Below are 22,871 nucleotides of genomic sequence, written 5' to 3'. Positions count from 1 at the left end.
GAGTTCCTCAACCGGCGTGCCGCAACAGCGGCAGGCGGGCGATATGGTCATGTATGGCGGGAATCAGGCCCTGGCCGTAGCGCACGGCGTCGCCGAGCGGATCGAAGCCTCGAATCAGGAAGGTCGAGACGCCCAGCCGGTAGTACTCGCCAAGCGCAGCGGCAACCTGCTCGGGGGTGCCTACCAGGGCGGTGGAGTTCCAGCGCGCCCCGGTCAGCCGGGCCACGCCGGTCCACAAACGGCTGTCGAGCACCTCGCCCTGCTCGGCGGCGGCCAGCAGGCGCTGCGAACCGACGTTCTGCGGCTGGTGGTCGCGCAGCGGCAGACCGAGGCGCGCACGGTTCTCGCGGACCTGTTCGAGCACCTCGGCGGCACGCTTCCAGGCGGCTTCCTCGGTATCCGCGACGATCGGCCGGAATGACACCGAGAAGCGCGGATCGCGTCCCTGGGCCTTGGCGGCGGCGCGCACTCGGCGGATATGCCCGTCGACCGCGGCCAGCGGCTCGCCCCAGAGCATGTAGGTGTCGGCGTGCCTGGCGGCGACCTCGATGGCTGCGTCGGAGGAGCCACTGAAATAGATCGGTATGTGCGGCGACTGGCGCGGGCGCACCGCTGGCGAGGCGCCCTGGAAGCGGTAGAACTCGCCGTCGAAATCCACCGGTCCCGTGGCGGTCCAGATAGCACGCAGGGCTTGCAGGTATTCGTCGGTACGGGCGTAGCGGCGGTCATGGTCGAGGTAGTCGCCATCGCGCGCGAGGTCCTCGTCGTTACCACCACTGACTACGTTCAGGGCCAGGCGGCCCTCGCTGAACTGATCCAGGGTAGCCAGTTGGCGTGCCGCCAGCGGCGCTGCAATCACCCCCGGGCGATAGGCCAGGAGAACGCCAAGGCGCCGGGTGGCAGCGGCGACGAAGGAACTGACCACCGCGCCCTCGGCGGCATTGCTGAAATACCCCACCAGCACCCGGTCGAAGCCGGCGTCCTCATGGGCCTGGGCGAAACGCCGGACGAAACCGGCGTCCACAGCCTCCCCCAACGGCTGGTCCACCTCGGAACTCGGTGTGGCGGTGATCATGCCGAGAATTTCCACGCTCACGCTGTTGCCCTCGCCTGGGCCGCTCGACTGATAAGGTTGGCGGCTGTCGTTATAAGAAAAACATCTGCATGGGTGCTTTTCTTAGAAGCTACAGGCTGAAATTACATGATGGAAATTCATTTTTGTCATATCTTAATATGCTAAACACGCATATTTAGCTTTTCCGTCTTTGCGTTTCCCAAGGCGGACACTATGCATAGCAGCCCTCGCTCCCTCTTCCCTCTGAAGCGAAAAGGGGCTCGCAGGGGAATGTTGATCCCGACTGCAGCCCCTTCTCATTCACGCTCCCGTCTCCCGGGGATCTCCCGGCGCCGCTACTCAACCGGCTTGCATATCCAACCCCTCGGCCACCGCCCTGCCGAACAGCCGTGCCGGCGTCTCCAGATTGCCCAGCAGGCGCGGACGCACCAGCCAGAGCTGGATCAGCGGCTGGAAATCCTCCAGTTGCAGCACCTGCAACTGATCGCGGTAGCGGCTACGCGCCAGGGCCGGCGCCGGCACCAGGCCGAGACCCCGACCCGCGGCGACCAGGCCCAGTTGCAGCTCGCTGCCGAAAGTCTCGAGGTTCAGTTGCAGGCCCAGGCCCTGATCGGCCAGGGCCCGTTGCAGGCCGGCACGGAAGCCGCAGCCATCGGGGTTGAGCACCCAGCCATGGTGGTAGCAATCGAGCAGGCGTCGCGCCTGGATGGCACTGTCGCGGGCGACCACCACGCAGAGTTCCATGCGCCCTAGGGGCGTGGCGCCGAGTTCTTCGGGGAACACCTTGCTTGGCGGAAACAACACCACTGCCGCGTCCAGTTCGGCATTCTCCAGGCGCGCCAGCAAATGGCTGCCCCAGCCAGTGCCGACCTGCGCGCGCAGCTCCGGGTACTCGTCGGCCAGCCGCCGAAGGGCATCCAGCAACACCACCTCGCCGATACTCTGCGGCACGCCCAGGCGCAGCACGCCACTTGGTGTGGCGTCACCGGCCACCAGTTCACGCAGGCCATCCACCTCGCGGAGCACCCGCCGGCACTGTTCGTAGACCCGCAGTCCGCTGGCGGTGGGTTTGAGCGGCTTGGTATTGCGGTCCAGCAATGCCACTCCGAGGGACTCCTCCAGGCTCTGTACCCGCCGGGTGATCGCAGACTGGGTCAGGCCCAGGCTCTCGGCGGCCTGGCTCAGGGAAGCGTTGCGGATCACCGCGACGAAGGCGTCGATGTCATCGATTTTCATGGGGCCGGCACCAATTGCATTTCTCGCATATTAGCTTAGATTCAAAATGCATTTCAGGAATAAAAAAGCGTTTGCTACCGTACCGCCAGAACTTCCCGGAGTGAATCCCCGCATGTCATCCATCCTGCGCCTCGACCGCCTGCGCCAGTTCATCGGCGAGCTGGCGACACTGCTCGACAGCCGTCCCGACGAATCCACCCTGCTCGCCCAAGCCCACCCCCTGCTGGCCGAGCTGGTGCGCCAGGACGACTGGCTGCCGGAAGACTGCGCCCGCCCCGATCCACAGCGCTACCAACAGTACCTGCTGCATGTCGACTCACGGCAGCGCTTCTCGGTGGTCAGCTTCGTCTGGGGGCCGGGCCAGATCACACCGGTACACGATCATCGGGTCTGGGGCCTGATCGGCATGCTCCGCGGGGCCGAATACTCGCAGCCGTACGCCTTCGATGCGGGGGGGCGTCCGCATCCCAGCGGAGCCCGTCGACGCCTGGAGCCCGGCGAGGTCGAAGCGCTGTCGCCACGCATTGGCGACGTGCACCAGGTGAGCAACGCCTTCAGCGACCGCACATCCATCAGTATCCACGTCTACGGCGCCAATATCGGTGCGGTACGGCGTGCCGTGTTCAGCGCCGAAGGTGAGGAAAAACCCTTCATTTCCGGCTATTCCAACAGCCGCTTGCCCAATATCTGGGACCTGTCGAAAGAGAACCCCGCATGAGCCAGATCGCCGTACGCACCTTCCACGATATCCGCGCCGCTCTCCTCGCCCGCCGGGAGCTGGCGCTGCTCGACGTGCGCGAGGAGGACCCGTTCGCCCAGGCCCATCCCCTGTTCGCCGCCAACCTGCCGCTGTCCAGGCTGGAACTGGAGATCCATGCCCGGGTGCCGCGCCGCGACACGCCGATTACCGTCTACGACGACGGCGAAGGCCTGGCGCCGGTCGCCGCGCAACGCCTCCACGACCTCGGCTACAGCGACGTGGCCTTGCTCGATGGCGGCCTGTCCGGTTGGCGCAACGCCGGCGGCGAGCTGTTCAGGGATGTGAACGTGCCGAGCAAGGCCTTCGGCGAACTGGTGGAGGCCGAGCGCCACACGCCATCGCTGGCCGCGGAGGAAGTACAGGCTTTGCTCGACGCCAGGGCCGAGGCGGTGATCCTGGATGCCCGTCGTTTCGACGAATACCAGACCATGAGTATCCCCGGCGGCATCAGCGTGCCCGGCGCCGAACTGGTGCTGCGCGTCGCCGAACTGGCGCCGGACCCGCGCACCCGGGTGATAGTCAACTGTGCCGGGCGCACTCGTAGCATCATCGGTACCCAGTCGCTGCTCAACGCCGGCATCCCCAACCCGGTGGCGGCATTACGCAACGGCACCATCGGCTGGACGCTGGCCGGTCAGCAACTGGAACACGGCCAGACGCGACGCTTCGGTGCGATCTCCCAGGACACTCGCAAGGCCGCCGCCCAGCGCGCCCGTGCCGTCGCCGACCGCGCCGGCGTCGAACGCCTCGACCTGGCCGGTCTGGCCCAATGGCAGGACGAGCACGACCGCACCACCTACCTGCTCGACGTACGCACGCCCGAGGAATACGAAGCCGGTCACCTGCCTGGCTCCCGCTCCACGCCCGGAGGCCAGCTGGTTCAGGAAACCGACCATGTCGCCAGCGTGCGCGGCGCGCGCCTGGTACTGGTGGACGACGATGGCGTACGCGCCAACATGAGCGCCTCCTGGCTGGCCCAGATGGGCTGGCAGGTCGCGGTACTGGACGGACTCTCCGAGGCCGACTTCAGCGAGAGGGGCGCCTGGAGCGCGCCGCTGCCGAGGCAACCCCGGGCCGACACCATCGACCCGACCACCCTCGCCGACTGGCTGGGCGAACCGGGCACCCGGGTGCTCGACTTCACCACCAGCGCCAACTATGCGAAACGCCACATCCCCGGCGCCGCCTGGGTATTGCGCAGCCAGTTGAAGCAGGCACTGGAACGGCTGGGCACGGCCGAGCGCTACGTACTCACCTGCGGCAGCAGCCTGCTGGCGCGCTTCGCCGTGGCGGAAGTCCAGGCACTCAGCGGCAAGCCGGTGTTCCTTCTCGACGGCGGCACCAGCGCCTGGGTCGCCGCGGGCCTGCCGACGGAAGACGGCGAAAGCCTGTTGGCGTCGCCGCGCATCGACCGCTACCGCCGCCCCTACGAAGGTACCGACAATCCGCGCGAAGCGATGCAGGGCTACCTGGACTGGGAGTTCGGCCTGGTGGAGCAACTCGGTCGCGACGGAACTCACGGCTTCTTCGTGATCTGAAGCCATTACCCGACGAAATCGGAGAGTCATCGAATCGACGCCGGGCAGGCTGCGGAAACGACCCGGAAGTGCGGAAGAGCGGCGCCCCGAAAATGCAAAAGCCCCGCTCAGCGGGGCTTTTCAGTACGCGGATATGGCGGAGGCGGTGAGATTCGAACTCACGGAAGAGTCTCCCCTTCGACGGTTTTCAAGTCTATCGCTGAATTCAAGGTTTACGCGGGTTTCGGCTGGATTTCGTTTCCGCAATTTAGCCATTTCTCATTCTCTGGATGCCGCTTGCTGCCTGGGGCGATGCATAAATTGCGGAAATGATTTCAGCCCCTTCCATGGCATTCCCATGCGCCACTCTCCGCTCGTCGGTCGCTCTCGTATACTGGATATTCATACAGAATAATTTCCGGCCCACTCGCCCGCCGGAGATTTCCTATGTCCTGCTCCGACCCCCGCATCTGCCACCACCAGCGCGTCACCCAATGGCTCGCCGCGATACGGCAGCATGCCGCCTGGCTGTACGCCGCGGATGAGCAGTACCTGTACCTTGTGGCCGAGGCTAACGAGCTATACCAGTGCGGAATCGTGGGCCTGCAGGACCGCCACGACATGGTCACCGACGCCTTGGGGATGTACGGCTGGGCGATCGAGCACGGCATCACACGCGAGACGCACTACTGCGCGGACTGCTGCTACGACGTGCTCGACGGCGACCATGTGGTGGGGACAGTGAACAGCGAGGGGATCTACCATGCGCCTGCCCCGGGACGGCAGCGGCTGGGCTACATCAGCCGGGATTCGCTGGATGGAATGACCTATCTGCGCCTGGGACAGGCGCTTGAGCGCTCGGGCGTCGTGCGCGGCCTGCTGATCGAACTCGACGCCGGCGGCACGCTGCAACTCGTCGAGCAAATACCCGCGGATTTCCGACCGTGGCGGTGGCCCGCCCTAGAGCCTCCGGTCGGCCTGCGCGCCATCATTCATCTGCTTTTGAGAACTTGTCCCGTCGAAAAAAAAGGTCAACCCCGAGGATGCCAAGGCAAATCCCCAAGATATCAAGACCAAAGCCTGCCAACTTGACCGAGGAGAATCGAAGAATAAGCACCCAAGCCGCAACAAACACAGCGATCCCAAGCCACTTACGGACCTCCCTGTTGCGCACTAGGTGACCGACCGCAACAATGACTACAGTCCAGATGGCGAACTGGATGACATCATTCATGCGGGCTCTCCCGCGCTCTGGACGATCTCCGACTTGACCGAATGCTGAGGCCCGATCCCGCCGGACACCTCCCCTTCAACGCTGATTACGACATCACCGGAGTGGTAAGTCGGCAGACTCTCTTGGGTCGCCCAACGAACTGCAAGGCCGCTGCCAACTCCAACAAAAGTGTTGATGCGTTTACCGGCTACACCCGCAAGCATACCGACCATGCCAGCAACGGTGACACGCTGCTGGTTCAGAGAGTCAGCCTGAGCTCGGGTCAGGGGCAGCGAGACAAAAACCCTCAGTATGCAAGGTCGGTCCTTTGCCTGCATCCGGTCGAAAACCTCAACCGCAAGATCAGCAGTCGCGTGACTGGCTTTCACTGACGGACAGTACTTCATGTGAAGCAGCCGGCTGCGCTCCGCCCATGCGAGGCGAATGATCGCCAAGCTGAAGTTGATGCCGTGCTGGCTGTGAATATGCGTCCGTTCGATATCCATGGCGTTCCTTCCGTGCTTCGAGCGCGCAGTTTCGGTAGCCAACAACACCGCAACCACTAGCAAAACAGCTAGCTCTCAACATCCACACCCAGACGGAGTTAGACTCAGCGCTCCGCCTCATAGGCAGCAACGCCCGTCCCTATGGCACGCCACTCATTCTGCGGCATGCGCGCGTCGCAGATGAATACCTCGACTTCGCCGCTTTCCTTCGGCTCCGCCGGCCGGATCGCTGCATGCCGGAGAATCGTCTGCATGTCTGGGACGTAGCTGCTCTCCGAGCCGTGGAATGACCAGATGCCGAACTTCCCTGCTCCACCCACCTGGTGGTCGAGTTTCACCGACCAGCCCTTGAATCGAATGACCAGCATCGCCCTGCTCCGTAGGAAAAGGCCGTAGTCTACTCCTAATTCTGACAGGCCTGGTTCGCAGCCAGGAGTTGCGCCTCGTAACCAATCCGCTGCCGCCGCTCGGCCAGCAGCGCACGGACCTTGGTCTGTAGGTCGTCGCTCTTCTTCAGCCCAGCCGCTGCCCAGGCCGGCACTTCTACCGCCGGCACTCGGCACGGCACCGCAACAGGCACTTCTACGCGCACCGTGCGCGGCTCAGGCTCGACCTGGCCGGCGCATCCCGCCAGCGCGCCCATCACCAGCATTAGCACCACCCTCATAGACCCAACTCCTGATCAATGACCGCCTCGGCGGCCGCACACTGCCCGCCGGCGGTTCGCTCACGTACCAGGCGCTGGGCTTCGGCATACTGCTCCGCGGCCTGCTGCCGTCCCCGATCCACAGCCTGCGCGGCATCCCGGGCGCGCTGCTCGCCAGCCTGACGCAGCGCGGCAACCTGCCGGACCTGCTCCGCCACTGCGTCCTCCAGGCCTCCCCTGGCGGCGCGGCAGGCGACCAGATCCGCCAGCGCAGCATCAAGCTGCGGCCGGTAGTGCCGCGCGCCGAGCCAGACACCGCCGGCGGCGCCGAGGCCAAGCAGTAGCAGGCAGGCCAGCGCGACCGATAAAGCACGGGCGGAGATCACGACAGCACCCTCTTCGCCCGCTCCCACAGCGCCAGGCGCTCCGCCTGGCCGTTCGTGCCGCCGTTGATGCGCCGAGTGATGGCGGCGAACTCGCCGCGGTCGGCCAGGTCGTTCAAGCCGTGACTGGCCCACCACCAGGCCGCCGACAGCGCAGCGAACTCCGGCTGCTCGAGCAGCTCTGGTTCCTGCTCCAGCGGCTGGCCCAGCCCGGCGCCGGCGGCGCGGTAGTTCGACCGGCCGGTGATCTGCAGCAGGCCGCGCCCGCGATACCGCCAGCCGTCGCCGGAGGCCTCGTCGCCATTGCCGTTGCGCGAGGCGTAGGCGTTGTTGGCGATGGCCCGAGGATTGCGCGCCAGGCGCTGCGCCAACGCGTTGGGCTGCCCGTCGGCGCCGAGGTAGCGAATCGGCCAGATCGCAGCCAGGCCGCGCGCGCTGTAGTTGAGGTTCTCCACCAGGCGGGTCAACTGGCCGCTTTCATGGCCGATCTGGGCCAGAAACGCGGCGACTCGCACAGGCGACGTGATACCGAAGCGCGTCATCCCGCGGTTCAGCGCACCAACAAAAACGCCGGCGCGAGGGCCGGCGTTCGGGAGGATTTGCAGCAGTTGCTGCTCAGTGATAGGCATGCTGATCTCCAGGCACAAAAAAGCCCGCAGAGTGCGGGCTGGTCATAGAGTCTCGGGCTGCATCTCGGGAGGTGCCGGCATCGACAATCGGACATCGATCCAACTGTTGAGCGGGACATCCAGTGGGGCGCCCTTCCCGAGCACCATTTCGCCGTCGTCACTGAGTGTCCAGCGCTGTTTGAAGAGCCGGATGGTGACCGTCCCATCCTCAGCCTGTTCGCTGTCAGTGATACCGAGTGGGCGACCGCCGTCGGGAGACGCAGGGTCGATCACGCGCCAGCCCTCTTTCGCTAGCCCCAGGCTACCAGAGACCTTGTAGACGCCAACGGCGAGCCGTTGAACAGTAACGCCGCGGGCCTCTGCGTTGGCTACACCCCAAGCCCCCGCAGTCTCGAAGTCCAGTTCGTTGAGGTCCGGTCTCAAGCTCCCATCAACGTTGGCGATACGCACGACCGGCGATGCAGCACGAAGCGTCCCGTCGGTTGCTCTCGCAGATCGAAAACGCCGGTCGCCTCGGCGGCGGCCTTGACCACCTGGTGGCGGTAGCGGCACGCCAGAGCTTGGTGGAACGCGGTGTCGTGGTCCGGCAGACCGAGCGACTCCGGTTGGACGCTCAGGCAGAGTTCTCGGAATGTCGGCGCCGCCAGCGGCCAGTCGAACCGGCTGCCCATGAACGTCAGCATGTTGAGCCCGTGGGCCAATTGCTGGCCGGTCAGCCCCTGGAGCACCGTAGCCCAGGCGCCGTCAGGATTCGGGTTGTCGCCAAAACTCGACGTCCAGCGGTGCCCGTACATCTCGGTCATCTTCACCCAGAGCCGTTCCAGCAGCCTGTCGGGCAGCCTCGTTGGCGGCGACGATTGCGTTGACGCGGTCGACGGCTGAGCGAGGGCCCTGTCGATGTGGGAGGCCGCGCTTTGCGGCACGATGGCCGGCTTGGCCTTCGGCGTTTCCTGCTTGGTTTCCATAGCTGCTCCTGTTCTGGTCGAAGCGCTGGTTGCGGCGGATTTTCTGTGCCAGTTCGTGCTCCCACTGGCCTTGGGACTGGAATTTCTCGGGGCGGTTGATCCAGTAACTGCGGAATTCGAGAAGCTCGTCGTCGCGTAGCTGGTAGCTCCCAATTCCGTTGCGGACCAGCGTTGCCGCCCACCCCTTCGCACTCGGCACCCAGGCCTCATGCATCGGGAATCGGTCAGCACCAGATACCGGCTCTGCCTCGCGCGCGTTACGTGACGGAGGAGGTATCGGAGGAAGACCGGATGTATGCCCCACCTCTGGCCCCACCTCGGGATAACCTCCGGCCCCACCTCTGGCCCCACCTGCTCCAACCTCTTCGCTGTAGCCCAGTAGTTCCGGGGCTTCTGGCTCTAAATCCTTGGCCCCACCTAGGGCCCCAGGTCTGGCCCCACCTTGGTCAAACCTCTGGCCCCACCTCTCCGAGACGGATTGATCCCGCGAAGCCTTCGGCAGGTGGAAAACGAAAGGACCGATGCTGGGCATAGGCTCGACCATGCCACGGCGCACCAGCGCATCGATGGTGTAGCGGGCCTCCTTGCGGGTCGCCTTGTGCGCAGGACGCCCAGGTGATGCCGGGATGCTCAAAACCTCAATCAGCATCTGCTCGCTCAGGCGGCGGGTTTCGCCAGCGATGCCGGTCCTGTAGTCCATGAACATCCGGATCGCGCAGTACACCTTCAGAAGCTGATGCGGCTCGTCGAAGAGCGCATCCCACTCCTCGTCGTTGATCTGGAAGGACGGCACGGCTACCCCTGAACAAGGCGCGGCCGGCGCATCTGGTCGATCATCCGCAGCGCCTCATCTGCCGCCGCCCTGGATTCGGAGAGCTCCCGGTGGGCCTCCTGCAGTTCCTGGTCATCAGCGCCATCGACGAGGTTGGCCACGGCCTGCTGCGCCTCACCGTTCTCCTTGATGAGTGTCCGGAGCATGCAGAGCACCTCCGGCCGCTGGCCGGCATCGCCGCCGATCAAGCGCACCGACACGCCCAGCGGCGTCAGGATGTCGCCCAGGGCCTGGACCTTCAGGTCAGTCGGCAGCGCCGCGAGGATGCTGGGAACGAAGTTCGCCGGCACCAGGTTGGTGTCCTTGGTTCCGTCGTCGAGCCAGCGGAACACGCGGTCAGCGTTGACCTTCATCCGCTCAGTTGTATCGCGCGTTGGCGGGTCGAAGACGATGCCGGTGACCAGCGCTCCCTGGATGCGCTCGTGCGCCTCCACGATGTGCTGGACGACGGTCTCTCGGCTCCACCCCTCTCGGCGGCGCCATTGGTTCACCACGCCGAGCAGCGTGGAGATCAGGGTGTGCGATTCGCTTCGCATGACGTGGCGGCTCCTGGCCAGTAAGGTGTGCTCAGGCAGCCGCACCCCATGGGAACGACGGGCAAAGTTCACTTCGAAGGACCCGACCTGCGGTGAGCGCCTCAATCTCAACTGCGCGCTTCGCCGGGATTGGTCGAACGCCTGAACACCATTGACTTACGGTGGGTGCTCTCACATTGAGCTTTCGCGCCAACTCGGCCCTACTGCCCAACATCTCGGCGGCCTGGCGCACTGCTTCTGCTGGAGTCATGCCTCTTCTCCGGGGAATGTTGGAGAAAACAGTAAGTCAATAGCTAATCACAGGCAAGCCATTGCCTAACAATACCACAACTGACGTTAAATTAGGCAATGCTTACCGGACCCCAACTCGGCGCCGCTATCGAGGCCGCCAGACTCGCCAAAAACATGTCGAAAAAGGCTCTCGCAGAGCAGTTCGGCGTGAAGCCCCCTTCTGTCCAGGGATGGATCAACACCGGCAGGATCGATAAAGCGAAACTGATCGAGTTGATATCGTTCTTCTCAGGCGTCGTTGGCGCAGAACACTGGGGGTTGAGCGAAAAGGAGGCGGAGCTTATTGCGCCAGGTAGTTCGCCTCAGCGCCCTGGCTCATCGGCCGCGGAAAAGGTGATGGAGATGCTCCAGCGCCACGGTAAAGGGCTGAGCGGCGAAGCTAAGGAGAAAATCGCGCAGGCAGTAGCCGAGTCTCTCGATGGCGATCAATCGACGACATCGAACGTGATTCACGCTGACTTCAACCGCACCACTCTGGTGAAAGGAAATACGATTTCGATCGCCCAGTACGACGTGCGCGCTGCCATGGGTGGCGGCCAGGTACCGGCCGAGTACCGCGAGTTCGTCAGGAATCTGGTGGTCGACAAGGTCCAACTGGATGACCTTGGTCTGAAGTACACCGATCCGGCCAACCTCAAGATCATCACCGGGTGGGGCCAGAGCATGCTGGGCACCATCGAGGACAAGTCCCCGATCCTCGTCGACGTGGGCATCACCGACTTCGTCGAGGAAGGCGTCTACGTCTTCACCTGGCTGCAGCACCTGTTCGTGAAGCGGGTGCAGATCCACGATGCCGAGCACTACCTGCTGGTGTCGGACAACAAGTCCTTCGAGCCGCAGAAGGCACGCATGGAAGACGTCCATTTCCAAGCCAAGGTGCTGGGCGCCTGGAATTTCAGAAAGCTTTGACAGGCAAGGTAATCTGGCGGAGTGGGGATTTGTAAAGCGACGAGCATGGCCAAGACCAGCATACATGCCAGGTGCTGCTGGTGTGGAATGCGAAAAGGTTGTGATGGACACCTGACGTTCAAGGAGAGAAGCAATGGTCGACTGGCACGCTGAATTTGGGAAAAGTCGAATTTTCCACGAGAAGCGCATAGACCGAAGGTCTGTCGATGCGCTCTCAGGACTGGCCGCTGGGATCACTGCTGATGGGCATATCAATCAGCATGAGGCCGAGTTCCTACAGGATTGGATCGCTACGAACTTGATCCATCTTGACGATCCAGTGACCAACCTCCTCTACCGGAGGCTCTCAGACATGCTGTCCGATGGCGTGTTAGACGCTGATGAGTCTGCCGAACTGCTTGAGATTCTTAGAGGGTTTGGTGGCCTCTCTGCTTCCAAGCCGAAACCAAGCGACAATTCCTTTACTCCATCGAATGCTCTTCCGCTCAACAATCCAGCTCCCAAGCTTGAGTGGTCGGGCCATCTCTACGTTTTCACTGGCGTCATGGTCTACGGCCCCAGAAAGCATTGCGAAGAGATCGTCGTCAACCGCGGCGGGGGAATAGCCTCAGGCATCAGCAAAAAGGTGCACTACCTGGTCGTCGGCGAGATAGGCAACGAGCAGTGGCTACACAGTACGTATGGAACCAAGATCAAGCGAGCTGTCGAGCTGCGCGAGGAAGGCCATCCCATCGCAATCATCAGCGAGAAGCACTGGCAAGCCTCGATGTTCAACCTGATCTAGATGAAGCGTAGCGTCATCGTATATGGGTTACAGGCTCACAAGCACCGCATCATAGGCAAGGTCATATGGCATTGGAGGCGGCATTGGATAGGAGATCGCTTTGGTTGTGTTTATCGCTTGCCTAGCAGCTTCCCTTTTGGACCCATTGGTGTTCGTCCTTTGCGCGGCTATCGGGTTCTTCATCAAGAGCAGAATCTCGGTACTGATCTCTGCTTGTGTATATGTCGCTATCACGCTTGCCTTTTCAGGCAGTATCCCAGCCAGCGAGAACCCTACTACTCTCCTTCTGGCCAAAGCAGCAGCAGGCGCCATTTTCTGCCTGCTTGGCATGGCCATCAGGAGATTCACGCTAAGACGCCGCAGATAGAATCTTTCCAAAGGAGCCAGGTCATCTGGCGGTGTATTGATCTCTAACCCATGCCGCAGGAGTACCGGAAAATCATGGGGTAGTGACCGCCGGCCTGGAGGCCGTGCCCCGACTCAAACGCGGCCTTATCGTTTACTCCCCCGGCAATCGTGACAGCATGATCTAGGCCTCAACCAGGGCTGTTGCTCAATGATCCGTATGTCTACCTCAAAGAGGTGCTGACGCGGCTGCCGACGTTACGGTCGAAAGACATCAGCCAGTTGCTGCCGCATCAGTGGGTACAGATCTAGCTTATGTGATCTATTGTCCCCTGTGAAACATATATAAATCACACTTGGTAGGTGAGGGAAATGGATATTCGTCTGGAGATTTTAGCGCTTGAACAGCTGTTGCTAGATCCGGAAGCGAGAAAGAATGATCGACTGCTTAAACAGCTGCTTGCCGAAGACTTCGTTGAATTTGGAGCTGTCGGCAAAAGCTGGACGAAAGCGGAGGTGATCGTGGGACTAAAATCCCAGACTTGGATCAAAAGGACAATCGAGGATTTCAAACTGCGTGTGCTTGCAGATGGTGTCGCGTTAGCAACGTACCGATGCCGTCATCAAAATGCTAATGGCGATGAGTCGTTATCAATGCGTAGCTCTATTTGGAAAACCTACGAAGATGGTTGGCACATGGTATTTCACCAAGGCACGAGGGTCTCCGAGTAGATGTCGATACAAAAGCCAATGTGCATGAGGCGGTATCTCACACATATGAAACGATTCTTTTGCTGATACGGCTCAACCTAAGTAAAGGTGTATTGGCCGTACGCTTACTACCAGTATAGATATCAAGGATTAGCGAATGAATGCTCGTATCGAAATCACGGTCAACCCAGGAGAAAATGAACGCTCGGCTATCCTTAAACCCTTACGGGCTCATGATTTTTCTAAAGCGGGTGATCCAAAATCGGAGTCAATCGCTCTGCTAGTCCGCGATGAGCAAACCAACGACATCATTGGGGGGCTTTACGGTGAGATATTTTATCGTTGGTTATTTATCGAGTTGCTAGCCATACCCGAGGAAACGAGGGGGCAAGGCACGGGCTCACGCCTAATGAATATGGCGGAAGACGTCGCGCGTGAAAAGGGCTGCGTTGGAATCTGGCTCGATACCTTTGACTTCCAAGCACCAGCTTTCTACCAACGACATGGTTTCACCGAGTTCGGTCATCTCGATGATTTCCCACCACAGCATAAGCGTTTCTTTTTCCAGAAACGACTTGTCTAACGTGCTGCTTTAAAATTTTTGCCGAAAGACCTGCTACGCGTCTGCTCACTGAAACGCTGAAAGGCGTGAGTAAAAGTTTCGTTAGCGGGTGGGGTCCGCTTGGTAGGGCTGCAAATGGCGTCCACTTGAATGTGATGGGCGCCACAGTTAATAGCCGTAGCAAAAAGTCAGGTGTGTTAGCCAGACGGTTACAATCCTACAGCCGCTTCTCCATAATGATGGTGCGCTCCGCCCCATGAAACTCGTCGCGGATTTTCTGATAACCCAGCACGGTATAAAACCTTTCAGCTGTAATCGACGATGGCACACGTACAGCTTCAATTCCTGCGCTGGCAGCAGTCGTATGAATTACATCCATCAAGTGCCGCCCGATACCGCCTCTCTGGTGAGATGGGTCAACAAAAACACTTCTGACGACATCACCGTCGAGACCGGCAGTGCCAATAATGTTTTCGCCCAGTAAGGCAACGAAGACCCTACGCTTCGTAAGCTGCGTAGTAATGGCTTCAGGAGAAAAGCTCTGCTCAACCTGAGCGATCACGTCAGGTGGATAGTCCTGTGAATTTGACTCACGCAGGGCGGCTATAACTACGCGGCTTATTGCTGCTGCATCTCTGCTCGTAGCGGGACGAACGTGGCATTCCATGTTGATACCTCAATCCTAAAGGATTACAGCTTAGCGCATCGCAGTATGCCCTCCCCGAACGCTTACCCTGCTTGATGCGATGCCGCGTACTCATCCTATCCACTCATGCGACGACATTGCCAAGACGCGCAGATTGATGACTATCAAGAAACGACTTGGCCGCATCGTTGTAGCCGGGCTCTATGTAGATGATTTGGTCTCGTCAGCGCACAGCGCTCTCAGTCGTACCTACGACCGATAGCGATTCGGAGCCCGCTACGCGCGGGCTCTCCTTCCGCTAGATCCTCTCCTCATGTAGACGCTGAACCACCATGTCCAGCTCCTGCACCAGTTCAATCCCATCGACCACTTCAACGCCCTCCTCGTCTCCCGCCTCCCAGGTGAGCGTAACCACTCCATCCTCCCCCAGCGACATCTCGAGTCCATCGGTTTCGGCCAACTCCTCCAGCACATGCTGCCAGGCCTCTTCCGAATCCCCCTGCGCCTTCCAGATTGACGCCCTGCGCTCTGTAGTGGTCAACCCATCCCGGACAGTGGGTTGAGTTTTTCTTCGGCCACCGCAGGTGGTAACCCGTCGTTGAATTGATGCGGGCTGATCCAGTTGTAGCGGTGCATCAGGTAATGACTGATGTCCCGTTGGGCCTCCTGCGCCGTCAGGTAACCCGTTGACGGGACCCACTCCGACTTCAGACTGCGGAACAGGCGCTCCATCGGCGAGTTATCCCAGCAATTCCCTCGGCGACTCATGCTCTGCTGCATCCGATAGCGCCAGAGCCGTTGCCGAAACAGGCGGCTGGCGTACTGGCTGCCCTGGTCTGAATGGAACAGCACCTGCTGTGGCTTGCCGCGCTGTTTGTAGGCCATGTCCAGGGCCTTGATCACCAGTTCGGCATCCGGCTTGGCCGAGAACGCCCAGCCAGTCACCCGCCGGGTATGCAGATCCAGCACCGCGGCCAGGTAGTGCCAACGGCCTTGCGCCCAGACGTAGGTGATGTCGCCACACCACACCTGATTGGGATGCTCGGTCGCGAATTCGCGGTTCAGCCGATTCGGGATATCCGGCCGCTCAACCGTGGCCTGTTTGTAGGCGTGCGAGCCCGGTTGCTTGCTGACCAGGCCCAGCTCACGCATCAACCTACGCACTCGGAAACGGCCGATGGTCACGCCCTCTTCGCGCAGCATGCCCAGGATGCTGCGGCTGCCGGCCGAGCCCCGACTCTGGCTGAACAACTGGTTGACCTGGCTACGCAGCGCCACGCGGCGAGCATCGACACGCCGCCGTCGAAGACGGTGGACGTAGTAGCAAGACCGCGCCACATCGAAAGCTGAACAGACCACTTCCACCGACTCCTGCTCACTCAACTGGTCTATCAGCGCGTACGATCGAGTTCGTCCGACATCAAGAGAGCGGTAGCCTTTTTTAATAACGCTTTCTCCCGCTCCAGCCGGTTGATCCGGGCTTCCAGCTCCTGGATCTTTTGCTGCTCAGGCGTCAACGCCTTGCTCTTCGGGGTCACACCCTGGCGCTCCGCCTCGAGCTGCTTCACCCAACGGCGCAAGGCCGAATCCACCACCCCCAGCGAACGGCAGGCGTCGATATGGCTGTAGCCTTGGTCCAACACCAGGGCCGCGGCCTCTCGTTTGAACTCGGCGGAAAACGTACGTCGTTGCTTGCTCATCAGACACCTCTCTCACGGCGAGGGTTTTCGCCTAAATCGGTGTCCGGGATCAGTAGACCGCTACAATCGTCACGGCTGAAAACCCGGTGAAGGGGGTGCACAAGAACCGCGAGACGCCGCGCGACTTCTACGCCAGGGCCGAGGTTTGGAACGCGGTATACGGCGCGGCGCCACCGGAACTCCGCGACGCCATGGACCTCGCTTATCTCACCGCCCAGCGGCCGAGCGACGTACTGATCATTCGGGAGGCGGACATTCAGGATGGGCACCTGCAGATCGCCCAGGGCAAGACGTCGAAGAAGTTGCGCATCATGCTCGATGTCGACGGCAGCCCGACAGCGCTTGGACAACTCGTTGCGCGGCTGTGCGAGCAGCGGCGCCAGCGGGGCGTAGCCGGCCCGTACCTGATCACAACGCCCGATGGGCGCCGGATGACATCCTCCATGCTGCGCATTCGCTTTGACGAGGCACGGTCGGCCGCCGCCGGCGCGGCGCTTGATGACCTCGACGAGACTCTGGCCACCGCAATCCGTCAGTTCCAGTTCCGGGACATCCGCCCGAAAGCAGCCTCAGAAATTGCTGACCTGGGCCGGGCATCCAGGCTGCTTGGACACACCGACAAGCGCATCACCGAGACCGTATCGTCGCGTCGGCGAGATCGTGGAGCCAACGAAGTAAGGAAGAGTTGCGGAAATGACAGGGATGTTGCGGAAATGGTCAACGTCTCCGCGCAGCGGTAGGGAGACGATCCAGAAATGCAAAAGCCCCGGCTCACGGGGCTTTCAGCGATGAAATGGCGGAGGTGTAGAGATTCGAACTCTAGGACAGGTCTCCCCATCGACGGTTTTCAAGACCGTTGCCTTAAACCACTCGGCCACACCTCCGCATCGCGGGGCGCCATAGTACCGGATAGCAACACACTGTCAAACTCTATCGATTGGCCCTGGCAGAGGCTTTGCTATCATGCCCATCAGTACGTCATGGACCCGTTCCCGTTAAGGAGTACCCACACCATGCAAGAACAGCAATATCAGCTGAACTCCGCCGTCGCGGAACAGCGTGAAGTCAGCGGCGTTCTGCGCAATACCTACGGCCTGCTGGCACTCACCCTGGCCTTCAGCGGCCTGGTGGCCTACGTTTCGCAGCAGATGCTCCTGCCCTATCCGAACGTGTTCGTGGTGCTGATCGGCTTCTACGGCCTGTTCTTCCTCACCGTGAAGCTGCGCAACAGCGCCTGGGGCCTGGTCAGCACTTTCGCCCTGACCGGCTTCATGGGCTACACGCTCGGCCCGATCCTCAACATGTACCTCGGCCTGCCCAACGGCGGCAGCGTCATCACTTCGGCGTTCGCCATGACCGCCCTGGTGTTCTTCGGCCTGTCCGCCTATGTGCTGACCACCCGCAAGGACATGAGCTTCCTGTCCGGCTTCATCACCGCCGGCTTCTTCGTCCTGCTGGGCGCCGTGCTGGTATCGCTGTTCTTCCAGATCAGTGGCCTGCAACTGGCGATCAGCGCCGGCTTCGTCCTGTTCTCCTCGGCGATGATCCTCTACCAGACCAGCGCGATCATCCACGGCGGCGAACGCAACTACATCATGGCCACCATCAGCCTGTACGTGTCGATCTACAACCTGTTCATCAGCCTGTTGCAGATCTTCGGCATCGCCGGCGGCGACGACTGATAGAAAGCGCCTCCGGAAAAGCCCGTCCCCGCGACGGGCTTTTTCATTTGCGGACCGGCAAAACACAGGCATTGGTTTATCATTCGAAGAAATCCTTCGCGTATCGCAGCATGAAATTCGCCATCGCCCTATTCGACCCTCCCCACTCCCCCGCCGCCCGCCGCGCGCTGCGCTTCAGCGAAGCCGCGCTGGCCGGCGGACACGAAATCGTCCGCCTGTTCTTCTACCAGGACGGCGTGCACAGCGCCTCGGCCAACGTCGTGAGCGGCCAGGACGAGTTCGACCTGCCCGCCGCCTGGCGCGAGTTGGTCGAGCGCAACGGCCTGGACGCCGTGGTCTGCATCGCCGCCGCCCTGCGCCGCGGCGTGCTGAACGCCGAGGAAGCCGAACGCTACGGCCGTCCCGGCGCCAACCTTGGCGCACCATGGGAACTGTCCGGACTCGGCCAGTTGCACGAGGCGGCGCAAAGCGCGGACCGCCTGGTCTGCTTCGGAGGCGACCGATGAGCCAGTCGCTGCTGATCATCAGCCGCCAGTCGCCCTGGTCCGGCCCGAGCGCCCGCGAGGCGCTGGACATAGCCCTGGCCGGCGGCGCCTTCGATCTACCGGTCGGCATGCTGTTCCTCGACGACGGCGCGTTCCAGCTGGCTCCCGGCCAGCATCCTGCGCACCTGCAGCAGAAGGACCTGCAGGCCAACCTGCAGGCCCTGCCGATGTTCGGCGTGGACGACCTCTACGTCTCGGCCCGTAGCCTGCGCGAGCGTGGCCTGGCTGAAGAGCGCCTGGCCCTCGCGGTCGAGGTGCTCGACGACCAGGCCCTGCGCGACCTGCTGCAACGCTACGACCAGGTGATTACCCTCTGATGGCCACGACCCTCCACGTACTGTCCCGCTCGCCGTTCAATGACGGCCGCCTGGGCAGTTGCCTGTACCTGCTCAACCCCGGCGACGGCCTGCTGCTCTGCGGCGACGCCGTGCACGCCCTGCTGGCCGGCAGCCACGCCTGCCAGGCCCTGGAACTGATGCCGGCGGAAATCGAACTGTTCGCCCTGCTGGAAGACCTCCAGGCGCGCGGTATCGAGGACGTCCCCGCTCGCCTGGTGGCGGTGGACTACTCCGGCTTCGTCGAACTCGCCACCCGCTTCGACAAGGTCAACAGTTGGCTATGACGCTCCTTATGCTGGAAGGCCGGGAAATCCGGCTGGACAAGGACGGCTACCTCGCCGCCCTCGACGATTGGTCGGAGCCGGTGGCGGAAGCCCTGGCCGCCCGCGAGGAGCTGGCCCTGACCGCCGAGCACTGGGAGATTCTCCAACTGCTCCGCGAGTTCTATGCGGAGTTCCAGCTGTCTCCGGCCAACCGCCCGCTGATCAAGTACGTCGCCCAGCGACTGGGTCCGGACAAGGGCAACAGCCTGCACCTCAACCACCTGTTCAAGGGCGCCCCGGCCAAGCTTGGCGCGAAGCTGGCCGGCCTGCCGAAACCGAGCAACTGTCTATGACTCTCTCGACTCCCGCCGAACATCCGTTCGCCCAGTTCGTCCGCATCCTCGGCAAAGGCAAGCGCGGAGCGCGCAGCCTGACCCGGGAGGAAGCCCGCGAGGCCCTCGGCATGATCCTCGACGGCAGGGTCGAGGACACCCAGCTGGGCGCCTTCCTCATGCTCCTGCGGCACAAGGAGGAAAGCAGCGAGGAACTGGCCGGTTTCACCGAGGCGGTGCGCGAGCGCCTGCAAGTCCCGTCCTTGCGCGTCGACCTCGACTGGCCCAGTTACGCCGGCAAGAAGCGCCACCTGCCCTGGTACCTGCTGGCCGCCAAGTGCCTGGCCGGCCATGGCGTGCGCATCCTCATGCACGGCGGCGGCGCGCATACCGCCGGACGCCTGTACAGCGAACAGTTGCTGGCGGCGCTGGAGATCCCGCTCTGCCACGACTGGCTGCAGGTAGAACAGGCCCTGGAGCGCGGCCACCTGGCGTTCATTCCGCTCGGTGCCTGGATGCCGGTGCTGCAACGCATGATCGATCTGCGCAATACCCTCGGCCTGCGCTCGCCGATCCATTCGCTGGTTCGCCTGCTCAACCCCCTGAATGCGGATTGCATCCTGCAGAGCATCTTCCACCCCGGTTACCAGGAAACCCACCGCGAGGCCAGCCGCCTGCTCGGCGACCGGGCCATCGTCATCAAGGGCGAAGGCGGCGAGATCGAAGTCAACCCGGACGTCGTCGCCCACCTGTATGGTTGCGACCAGGGCGAAGCCTGGGACGAGGAATGGCCGGCATTGTCGACGCACCGGCACATGAAGCCGGAACAGCTCGACCCGGGTTTCCTTCGGGCCGTCTGGGACGGCCGCGAAGGCGACGCCTATGGCCACCTGGCGGTGCTCTCCAGCATGGCCCTGGCGCTACGGGCCCTTGGCAAGAATCGCGAAGAAGCCTTCAAGGAAGCCGCACACTACTGGGCGACCCGAAACGAATCGATCTGATCGATACGAATAGCCCTTTATTTATATAAATTTATCGATCGCCCGACACTAGACTGTTCCTCCAACGACGTATGGAGGAACCCGCTCATGGGACAGTTGATCGATGGCCGCTGGCACGACCAGTGGTATGACACACAGAAAGACGGCCGCTTCCAGCGCGAAAACGCCCAGCGCCGCCATTGGCTGGGCGAGCCGGCGTTCCCCGCCGAGGGCGGGCGCTACCATCTCTATGTCTCGCTGGCCTGCCCCTGGGCCCATCGGACCCTGATCGTGCGCAAGCTGAAGGGGCTGGAGTCGCTGGTCGATGTTTCGGTGGTCAGTTGGCTGATGCGCGAGAACGGCTGGACCTTCGACCCCGCCCACGGCTCCACCGGCGATCGCCTCGACGGCCTGGCCTTTCTGCACCAGCGCTACACCCGCGACGACCCGCACTACAGCGGCCGGGTCACGGTGCCGCTGCTGTGGGACAAGCAGGCGCAGAAGATCGTCAACAACGAATCAGCCGATATCGTCCGCATCTTCAACAGCGCCTTCGACGCCATCGGCGCCAACGCGCTGGACTTCTACCCGGAGCCGCTGCGCGAGGAGATCGAACGCCTCAACGGACGCATCTATCCTGCGGTCAACAACGGCGTGTACCGTGCTGGCTTCGCCACTCGCCAGGACGCCTACGAGGAGGCCTTCGTCCAGTTGTTCGAGGAGCTGGACTACCTGGAAGGCTTGCTCGGCGAACGCCGCTACCTGGCCGGCGAATACCTGACCGAGGCCGATATCCGCCTGTTCACCACCCTGGTGCGCTTCGATGCGGTGTACCACGGACACTTCAAGTGCAACCTGCGGCGCATCGAAGACTACCCGAATCTCTCCGGCTGGTTGCGCGAGCTGTACCAACGCCCGGGCATCGGCGAGACAGTGGACTTCGAACATATCAAGGGGCACTACTACGCCAGCCACCGCACCATCAACCCGACCGGGATAGTACCGCTGGGCCCGCGTCTCGACCTGGCGCGCGCGCCAGGCCGGGAACGACTTCCCGGCAAGGGCATCTGGGGAGAAGGCTGAAGGCTCAGGCGTCCTCGCGGGCGCCTTCGAACCAGGCCAGCTTGTCGCGCAGTTGCACGACTTCGCCGACGATCACCAGGGTCGGCGCATGCACTTCGTGCTCAGCCACCAGTTGCGGCAGGTTTTCCAGGGTTCCGGTGAATACCCGCTGCTGGGCGGTGGTCCCCTGCTGGATCAGCGCCGCCGGGGTCTGTGCGGAGCGACCGTGGGCGACCAGTTGCTCGCAGATCACCGGCAATCCCACCAGGCCCATGTAGAACACCAGGGTCTGGCCAGGCGCTACCAGGTCCTGCCACGGCAGGTCGGTGGTGCCGTCCTTCAGATGACCGGTGACGAAACGAACCGATTGCGCATGATCGCGATGAGTCAGTGGAATCCCGGCGTAGGCCGCGCAGCCGCTGGCCGCGGTGATTCCCGGCACGACCTGGAAAGGTATGCCGTGGGCAGCCAGTTCGTCGATTTCCTCACCGCCGCGGCCGAAGATGAACGGGTCGCCACCCTTCAGGCGCAGCACGCGCTTGCCCTGGCTGGCCAGCTCCACCAGCAGGCGGTTGATCCGATCCTGCGGCACCGCATGTTCGGCGCGGCGCTTGCCGACGTACAGGCGTTCGGCATCGCGGCGGCATAATTCGAGGATCGACGGCGCCACCAGGCGATCGTAGAGCACCACGTCGGCCTGCTGCATCAGGCGCAGGGCACGGAACGTCAGCAGGTCCGGATCCCCCGGCCCGGCCCCGACCAGATATACCTCGCCCGTGGCTATGTGCGCGAGGCCGCCGGCCAGGCGCTCTTCCAGGAGACGCTCGGCTTCCGCCGGACGGCCGGCCAGGACACGCTCGGCGATCTCGCCCTGGAACAGGTTTTCCCAGAACACCCGGCGCTGCTGCAGGTCGGGTAGCAATTCCTTGACCCGGTGGCGGAAGCGGCTGGCGAGTCCGGCCAGTTGCCCGTAGGTCGAGGGAATCCAGGTTTCCAGTTTGGCCCGGATCAGCCGCGCCAGCACGGGCGCATCGCCGCCGCTGGAGACCGCCACCACCAGCGGCGAACGGTCGACGATGGCCGGGAAGATCACGCTGCACAGGGCCGGCGCGTCCACCACGTTGACCGGTATCCCGCGCGCATTGGCCGCTCGCGACACCTCGGCGTTCAGCGGTTCGTCGTCGGTGGCGGCGATGATCAGGACGCAGCCGGGCTGGTCGCCGTCCTGGTAGTCGCGTTCAAGCAGCTCGCCGCCGCCCTGCTCCACCAGATGCCGCAGTTCGATGTGGATCTGCGGCGCGACCACGCGCAGGCGCGCGCCGGCGTCGGCCAGCAGGCGCGCCTTGCGCAGGGCGACTTCGCCGCCACCGACCACCAGCGCGAGGCGCCCTTGCAAGGAGTGGAACAGCGGCAGGAAATCCAT

At 62.7% G+C, this 22,871-nt stretch carries 30 protein-coding genes, 1 tRNA gene and 3 pseudogenes; 16 read left to right on the top strand and 18 right to left on the bottom strand.

The window, feature by feature from the left end; all coding sequences use genetic code 11:
* Positions 1 to 7 precede the first annotated feature (7 nt).
* Together ACYAF3_RS23495 and ACYAF3_RS23490 are read right to left on the bottom strand one after the other, a co-directional pair.
* A complete protein-coding gene (locus tag ACYAF3_RS23495; RefSeq protein WP_003130938.1) occupies positions 8 to 1,075 on the bottom strand; it encodes an LLM class flavin-dependent oxidoreductase in 1,068 nt (355 codons plus the stop codon).
* 339 nt (positions 1,076 to 1,414) lie between these two features.
* Complete coding sequence (locus tag ACYAF3_RS23490; protein WP_003090383.1) at positions 1,415 to 2,311, bottom strand: LysR family transcriptional regulator; 897 nt, start codon at positions 2,309 to 2,311, stop codon at positions 1,415 to 1,417.
* Positions 2,312 to 2,423: 112 nt separating this feature from the next.
* Here ACYAF3_RS23490 and ACYAF3_RS23485 point away from each other — a divergent pair, with 112 nt between their 5' ends.
* The 3 genes and pseudogenes from ACYAF3_RS23485 to ACYAF3_RS23475 all read left to right on the top strand — a co-directional run.
* The gene (locus tag ACYAF3_RS23485) at positions 2,424 to 3,029 is read left to right on the top strand and encodes a 3-mercaptopropionate dioxygenase (protein ID WP_003097613.1); all 606 of its coding nucleotides are present in this window, start codon (positions 2,424 to 2,426) and stop codon (positions 3,027 to 3,029) included.
* A complete protein-coding gene (locus tag ACYAF3_RS23480; protein WP_031755470.1) occupies positions 3,026 to 4,609 on the top strand; it encodes a rhodanese-related sulfurtransferase in 1,584 nt (527 codons plus the stop codon). The genes ACYAF3_RS23485 and ACYAF3_RS23480 overlap by 4 nt, the downstream gene beginning before the upstream one ends.
* Positions 4,610 to 5,035: 426 nt before the next feature.
* A pseudogene (locus tag ACYAF3_RS23475) lies at positions 5,036 to 5,545 on the top strand (hypothetical protein); the annotation flags it as partial.
* Positions 5,546 to 5,818: 273 nt separating this feature from the next.
* Here ACYAF3_RS23475 and ACYAF3_RS23470 read toward each other — a convergent pair.
* From ACYAF3_RS23470 to ACYAF3_RS23425, 10 genes and pseudogenes are all read right to left on the bottom strand, one after another.
* Entirely contained in the window at positions 5,819 to 6,307 is a 489-nt protein-coding gene (locus tag ACYAF3_RS23470) for a hypothetical protein (protein ID WP_021263881.1), read from the bottom strand.
* Between the two features lie 104 nt (positions 6,308 to 6,411).
* Positions 6,412 to 6,675, bottom strand: coding sequence for a hypothetical protein (locus ACYAF3_RS23465; protein WP_003160542.1), 264 nt, complete (start codon positions 6,673 to 6,675; stop codon positions 6,412 to 6,414).
* Positions 6,676 to 6,710: 35 nt separating this feature from the next.
* On the bottom strand, positions 6,711 to 6,974 hold the full coding sequence (locus tag ACYAF3_RS23460; RefSeq protein ID WP_003130908.1) for a hypothetical protein: 264 nt from the start codon (positions 6,972 to 6,974) through the stop codon (positions 6,711 to 6,713).
* Positions 6,971 to 7,339 carry a hypothetical protein gene (locus ACYAF3_RS23455; RefSeq protein ID WP_031755474.1) on the bottom strand — a complete coding sequence of 123 codons (369 nt, stop codon included), beginning with the start codon at positions 7,337 to 7,339 and terminating at the stop codon, positions 6,971 to 6,973. Before ACYAF3_RS23455 ends, ACYAF3_RS23460 begins: the two co-directional genes overlap by 4 nt.
* A complete protein-coding gene (locus ACYAF3_RS23450; protein WP_031755475.1) occupies positions 7,336 to 7,965 on the bottom strand; it encodes a glycoside hydrolase family 19 protein in 630 nt (209 codons plus the stop codon). The genes ACYAF3_RS23455 and ACYAF3_RS23450 overlap by 4 nt, the downstream gene beginning before the upstream one ends.
* A 42-nt stretch (positions 7,966 to 8,007) precedes the next feature.
* Positions 8,008 to 8,415, bottom strand: a complete 408-nt coding sequence (locus ACYAF3_RS23445; RefSeq protein ID WP_223309039.1) for a phage tail fiber protein — start codon at positions 8,413 to 8,415, stop codon at positions 8,008 to 8,010.
* Complete coding sequence (locus ACYAF3_RS23440; protein ID WP_023088262.1) at positions 8,385 to 8,930, bottom strand: hypothetical protein; 546 nt, start codon at positions 8,928 to 8,930, stop codon at positions 8,385 to 8,387. Before ACYAF3_RS23440 ends, ACYAF3_RS23445 begins: the two co-directional genes overlap by 31 nt.
* 79 nt (positions 8,931 to 9,009) lie before the next feature.
* Positions 9,010 to 9,144, bottom strand: a pseudogene (locus tag ACYAF3_RS23435) (DnaT-like ssDNA-binding domain-containing protein); the annotation flags it as partial.
* 581 nt (positions 9,145 to 9,725) lie between these two features.
* Positions 9,726 to 10,298, bottom strand: coding sequence for a hypothetical protein (locus tag ACYAF3_RS23430; RefSeq protein ID WP_023088261.1), 573 nt, complete (start codon positions 10,296 to 10,298; stop codon positions 9,726 to 9,728).
* Positions 10,299 to 10,329: 31 nt separating this feature from the next.
* Positions 10,330 to 10,512 (bottom strand): transcriptional regulator, encoded by a 183-nt coding sequence (locus tag ACYAF3_RS23425; protein ID WP_400573785.1) that lies wholly within the window; start codon positions 10,510 to 10,512, stop codon positions 10,330 to 10,332.
* A 134-nt stretch (positions 10,513 to 10,646) separates the two neighbouring features.
* Here ACYAF3_RS23425 and ACYAF3_RS23420 point away from each other — a divergent pair, with 134 nt between their 5' ends.
* Both ACYAF3_RS23420 and ACYAF3_RS23415 read left to right on the top strand, forming a co-directional pair.
* Positions 10,647 to 11,498, top strand: a complete 852-nt coding sequence (locus ACYAF3_RS23420; RefSeq protein WP_021263391.1) for a S24 family peptidase — start codon at positions 10,647 to 10,649, stop codon at positions 11,496 to 11,498.
* 133 nt (positions 11,499 to 11,631) lie between these two features.
* Positions 11,632 to 12,282, top strand: a complete 651-nt coding sequence (locus ACYAF3_RS23415; RefSeq protein ID WP_031755477.1) for a BRCT domain-containing protein — start codon at positions 11,632 to 11,634, stop codon at positions 12,280 to 12,282.
* Positions 12,283 to 12,309: 27 nt separating this feature from the next.
* Here ACYAF3_RS23415 and ACYAF3_RS23410 read toward each other — a convergent pair whose 3' ends face one another.
* Positions 12,310 to 12,630: a hypothetical protein gene (locus ACYAF3_RS23410; protein ID WP_153562506.1), complete on the bottom strand. Its 321-nt coding sequence runs from the start codon at positions 12,628 to 12,630 to the stop codon at positions 12,310 to 12,312.
* Positions 12,631 to 12,837: 207 nt separating this feature from the next.
* On the opposite strand from ACYAF3_RS23410, the pseudogene ACYAF3_RS23405 reads away from it, so the two are divergent.
* The 3 genes and pseudogenes from ACYAF3_RS23405 to ACYAF3_RS23395 all read left to right on the top strand — a co-directional run.
* A pseudogene (locus ACYAF3_RS23405) lies at positions 12,838 to 12,939 on the top strand (transposase domain-containing protein); the annotation flags it as partial.
* Between the two features lie 60 nt (positions 12,940 to 12,999).
* On the top strand, positions 13,000 to 13,359 hold the full coding sequence (locus ACYAF3_RS23400; RefSeq protein WP_071536349.1) for a nuclear transport factor 2 family protein: 360 nt from the start codon (positions 13,000 to 13,002) through the stop codon (positions 13,357 to 13,359).
* 136 nt (positions 13,360 to 13,495) lie between these two features.
* Positions 13,496 to 13,921: a GNAT family N-acetyltransferase gene (locus tag ACYAF3_RS23395; RefSeq protein WP_071557658.1), complete on the top strand. Its 426-nt coding sequence runs from the start codon at positions 13,496 to 13,498 to the stop codon at positions 13,919 to 13,921.
* 196 nt (positions 13,922 to 14,117) lie between these two features.
* Here ACYAF3_RS23395 and ACYAF3_RS23390 read toward each other — a convergent pair whose 3' ends face one another.
* From ACYAF3_RS23390 to ACYAF3_RS23380, 3 genes are all read right to left on the bottom strand, one after another.
* Positions 14,118 to 14,567, bottom strand: coding sequence for a GNAT family N-acetyltransferase (locus tag ACYAF3_RS23390; protein ID WP_031300117.1), 450 nt, complete (start codon positions 14,565 to 14,567; stop codon positions 14,118 to 14,120).
* A 277-nt stretch (positions 14,568 to 14,844) separates the two neighbouring features.
* The gene (locus ACYAF3_RS23385) at positions 14,845 to 15,087 is read right to left on the bottom strand and encodes a DUF1654 domain-containing protein (RefSeq protein ID WP_223697257.1); all 243 of its coding nucleotides are present in this window, start codon (positions 15,085 to 15,087) and stop codon (positions 14,845 to 14,847) included.
* A protein-coding gene (locus ACYAF3_RS23380; protein ID WP_125728828.1) for an IS3 family transposase occupies positions 15,084 to 16,246 on the bottom strand; the annotation gives its coding sequence in 2 pieces (ribosomal slippage) (positions 15,084 to 15,994 and positions 15,994 to 16,246; 1,164 coding nt in all). The genes ACYAF3_RS23385 and ACYAF3_RS23380 overlap by 4 nt, the downstream gene beginning before the upstream one ends.
* 95 nt (positions 16,247 to 16,341) lie before the next feature.
* Here ACYAF3_RS23380 and ACYAF3_RS23375 point away from each other — a divergent pair.
* Entirely contained in the window at positions 16,342 to 16,986 is a 645-nt protein-coding gene (locus ACYAF3_RS23375; protein WP_419183206.1) for a tyrosine-type recombinase/integrase, read from the top strand.
* Positions 16,987 to 17,040: 54 nt separating this feature from the next.
* Here the strand turns inward: ACYAF3_RS23375 and ACYAF3_RS23370 are convergent.
* Positions 17,041 to 17,130: transfer RNA gene (locus ACYAF3_RS23370), tRNA-Ser, on the bottom strand.
* 129 nt (positions 17,131 to 17,259) lie between these two features.
* On the opposite strand from ACYAF3_RS23370, the gene ACYAF3_RS23365 reads away from it, so the two are divergent.
* The 7 genes from ACYAF3_RS23365 (at position 17,260) to ACYAF3_RS23335 (ending at position 21,469) form a co-directional block, all read left to right on the top strand.
* Positions 17,260 to 17,928, top strand: a complete 669-nt coding sequence (locus ACYAF3_RS23365) for a Bax inhibitor-1/YccA family protein (protein WP_031755625.1) — start codon at positions 17,260 to 17,262, stop codon at positions 17,926 to 17,928.
* A 110-nt stretch (positions 17,929 to 18,038) separates the two neighbouring features.
* The gene (gene tusD / locus ACYAF3_RS23360; protein WP_003090387.1) at positions 18,039 to 18,434 is read left to right on the top strand and encodes a sulfurtransferase complex subunit TusD; all 396 of its coding nucleotides are present in this window, start codon (positions 18,039 to 18,041) and stop codon (positions 18,432 to 18,434) included.
* Positions 18,431 to 18,790, top strand: a complete 360-nt coding sequence (gene tusC, locus ACYAF3_RS23355; protein ID WP_003090389.1) for a sulfurtransferase complex subunit TusC — start codon at positions 18,431 to 18,433, stop codon at positions 18,788 to 18,790. The genes tusD and tusC overlap by 4 nt, the downstream gene beginning before the upstream one ends.
* On the top strand, positions 18,790 to 19,095 hold the full coding sequence (gene tusB / locus ACYAF3_RS23350) for a sulfurtransferase complex subunit TusB (protein ID WP_009876640.1): 306 nt from the start codon (positions 18,790 to 18,792) through the stop codon (positions 19,093 to 19,095). The genes tusC and tusB overlap by 1 nt, the downstream gene beginning before the upstream one ends.
* Positions 19,092 to 19,427, top strand: coding sequence for a TusE/DsrC/DsvC family sulfur relay protein (locus ACYAF3_RS23345; protein WP_003119979.1), 336 nt, complete (start codon positions 19,092 to 19,094; stop codon positions 19,425 to 19,427). Before tusB ends, ACYAF3_RS23345 begins: the two co-directional genes overlap by 4 nt.
* The gene (locus ACYAF3_RS23340) at positions 19,424 to 20,407 is read left to right on the top strand and encodes a glycosyl transferase family protein (RefSeq protein WP_003108776.1); all 984 of its coding nucleotides are present in this window, start codon (positions 19,424 to 19,426) and stop codon (positions 20,405 to 20,407) included. Before ACYAF3_RS23345 ends, ACYAF3_RS23340 begins: the two co-directional genes overlap by 4 nt.
* A gap of 87 nt (positions 20,408 to 20,494) precedes the next feature.
* Entirely contained in the window at positions 20,495 to 21,469 is a 975-nt protein-coding gene (locus ACYAF3_RS23335; protein ID WP_003097628.1) for a glutathione S-transferase family protein, read from the top strand.
* A 4-nt stretch (positions 21,470 to 21,473) separates the two neighbouring features.
* Here the strand turns inward: ACYAF3_RS23335 and cysG are convergent, their stop codons facing one another.
* The gene (gene cysG, locus ACYAF3_RS23330; protein WP_031755626.1) at positions 21,474 to 22,871 is read right to left on the bottom strand and encodes a siroheme synthase CysG; all 1,398 of its coding nucleotides are present in this window, start codon (positions 22,869 to 22,871) and stop codon (positions 21,474 to 21,476) included.

It is taken from the genome of Pseudomonas sp. TZ252 (assembly GCF_056110345.1).
Note: the sequence above shows the minus strand (reverse complement) of the source record. Positions and strands in the feature narration are given on the sequence as shown.

Bases quoted from the DNA above. Each gene is read 5' to 3' on its own strand.
- ACYAF3_RS23495 (WP_003130938.1), bottom strand. From the start codon at position 1,075: ATGATCACCGCCACACCGAGTTCCGAGGTGGACCAGCCGTTGGGGGAG.
- ACYAF3_RS23490 (WP_003090383.1), bottom strand. From the start codon at position 2,311: ATGAAAATCGATGACATCGACGCCTTCGTCGCGGTGATCCGCAACGCT.
- ACYAF3_RS23485 (WP_003097613.1), top strand. From the start codon at position 2,424: ATGTCATCCATCCTGCGCCTCGACCGCCTGCGCCAGTTCATCGGCGAG.
- ACYAF3_RS23480 (WP_031755470.1), top strand. From the start codon at position 3,026: ATGAGCCAGATCGCCGTACGCACCTTCCACGATATCCGCGCCGCTCTC.
- ACYAF3_RS23470 (WP_021263881.1), bottom strand. From the start codon at position 6,307: ATGGATATCGAACGGACGCATATTCACAGCCAGCACGGCATCAACTTC.
- ACYAF3_RS23465 (WP_003160542.1), bottom strand. From the start codon at position 6,675: ATGCTGGTCATTCGATTCAAGGGCTGGTCGGTGAAACTCGACCACCAG.
- ACYAF3_RS23460 (WP_003130908.1), bottom strand. From the start codon at position 6,974: ATGAGGGTGGTGCTAATGCTGGTGATGGGCGCGCTGGCGGGATGCGCC.
- ACYAF3_RS23450 (WP_031755475.1), bottom strand. From the start codon at position 7,965: ATGCCTATCACTGAGCAGCAACTGCTGCAAATCCTCCCGAACGCCGGC.
- ACYAF3_RS23440 (WP_023088262.1), bottom strand. From the start codon at position 8,930: ATGGAAACCAAGCAGGAAACGCCGAAGGCCAAGCCGGCCATCGTGCCG.
- ACYAF3_RS23430 (WP_023088261.1), bottom strand. From the start codon at position 10,298: ATGCGAAGCGAATCGCACACCCTGATCTCCACGCTGCTCGGCGTGGTG.
- ACYAF3_RS23425 (WP_400573785.1), bottom strand. From the start codon at position 10,512: ATGTTGGGCAGTAGGGCCGAGTTGGCGCGAAAGCTCAATGTGAGAGCA.
- ACYAF3_RS23420 (WP_021263391.1), top strand. From the start codon at position 10,647: ATGCTTACCGGACCCCAACTCGGCGCCGCTATCGAGGCCGCCAGACTC.
- ACYAF3_RS23415 (WP_031755477.1), top strand. From the start codon at position 11,632: ATGGTCGACTGGCACGCTGAATTTGGGAAAAGTCGAATTTTCCACGAG.
- ACYAF3_RS23400 (WP_071536349.1), top strand. From the start codon at position 13,000: ATGGATATTCGTCTGGAGATTTTAGCGCTTGAACAGCTGTTGCTAGAT.
- ACYAF3_RS23395 (WP_071557658.1), top strand. From the start codon at position 13,496: ATGAATGCTCGTATCGAAATCACGGTCAACCCAGGAGAAAATGAACGC.
- ACYAF3_RS23390 (WP_031300117.1), bottom strand. From the start codon at position 14,567: ATGGAATGCCACGTTCGTCCCGCTACGAGCAGAGATGCAGCAGCAATA.
- ACYAF3_RS23365 (WP_031755625.1), top strand. From the start codon at position 17,260: ATGCAAGAACAGCAATATCAGCTGAACTCCGCCGTCGCGGAACAGCGT.
- tusD (WP_003090387.1), top strand. From the start codon at position 18,039: ATGAAATTCGCCATCGCCCTATTCGACCCTCCCCACTCCCCCGCCGCC.
- tusC (WP_003090389.1), top strand. From the start codon at position 18,431: ATGAGCCAGTCGCTGCTGATCATCAGCCGCCAGTCGCCCTGGTCCGGC.
- tusB (WP_009876640.1), top strand. From the start codon at position 18,790: ATGGCCACGACCCTCCACGTACTGTCCCGCTCGCCGTTCAATGACGGC.
- ACYAF3_RS23345 (WP_003119979.1), top strand. From the start codon at position 19,092: ATGACGCTCCTTATGCTGGAAGGCCGGGAAATCCGGCTGGACAAGGAC.
- ACYAF3_RS23340 (WP_003108776.1), top strand. From the start codon at position 19,424: ATGACTCTCTCGACTCCCGCCGAACATCCGTTCGCCCAGTTCGTCCGC.
- ACYAF3_RS23335 (WP_003097628.1), top strand. From the start codon at position 20,495: ATGGGACAGTTGATCGATGGCCGCTGGCACGACCAGTGGTATGACACA.
- cysG (WP_031755626.1), bottom strand. From the start codon at position 22,871: ATGGATTTCCTGCCGCTGTTCCACTCCTTGCAAGGGCGCCTCGCGCTG.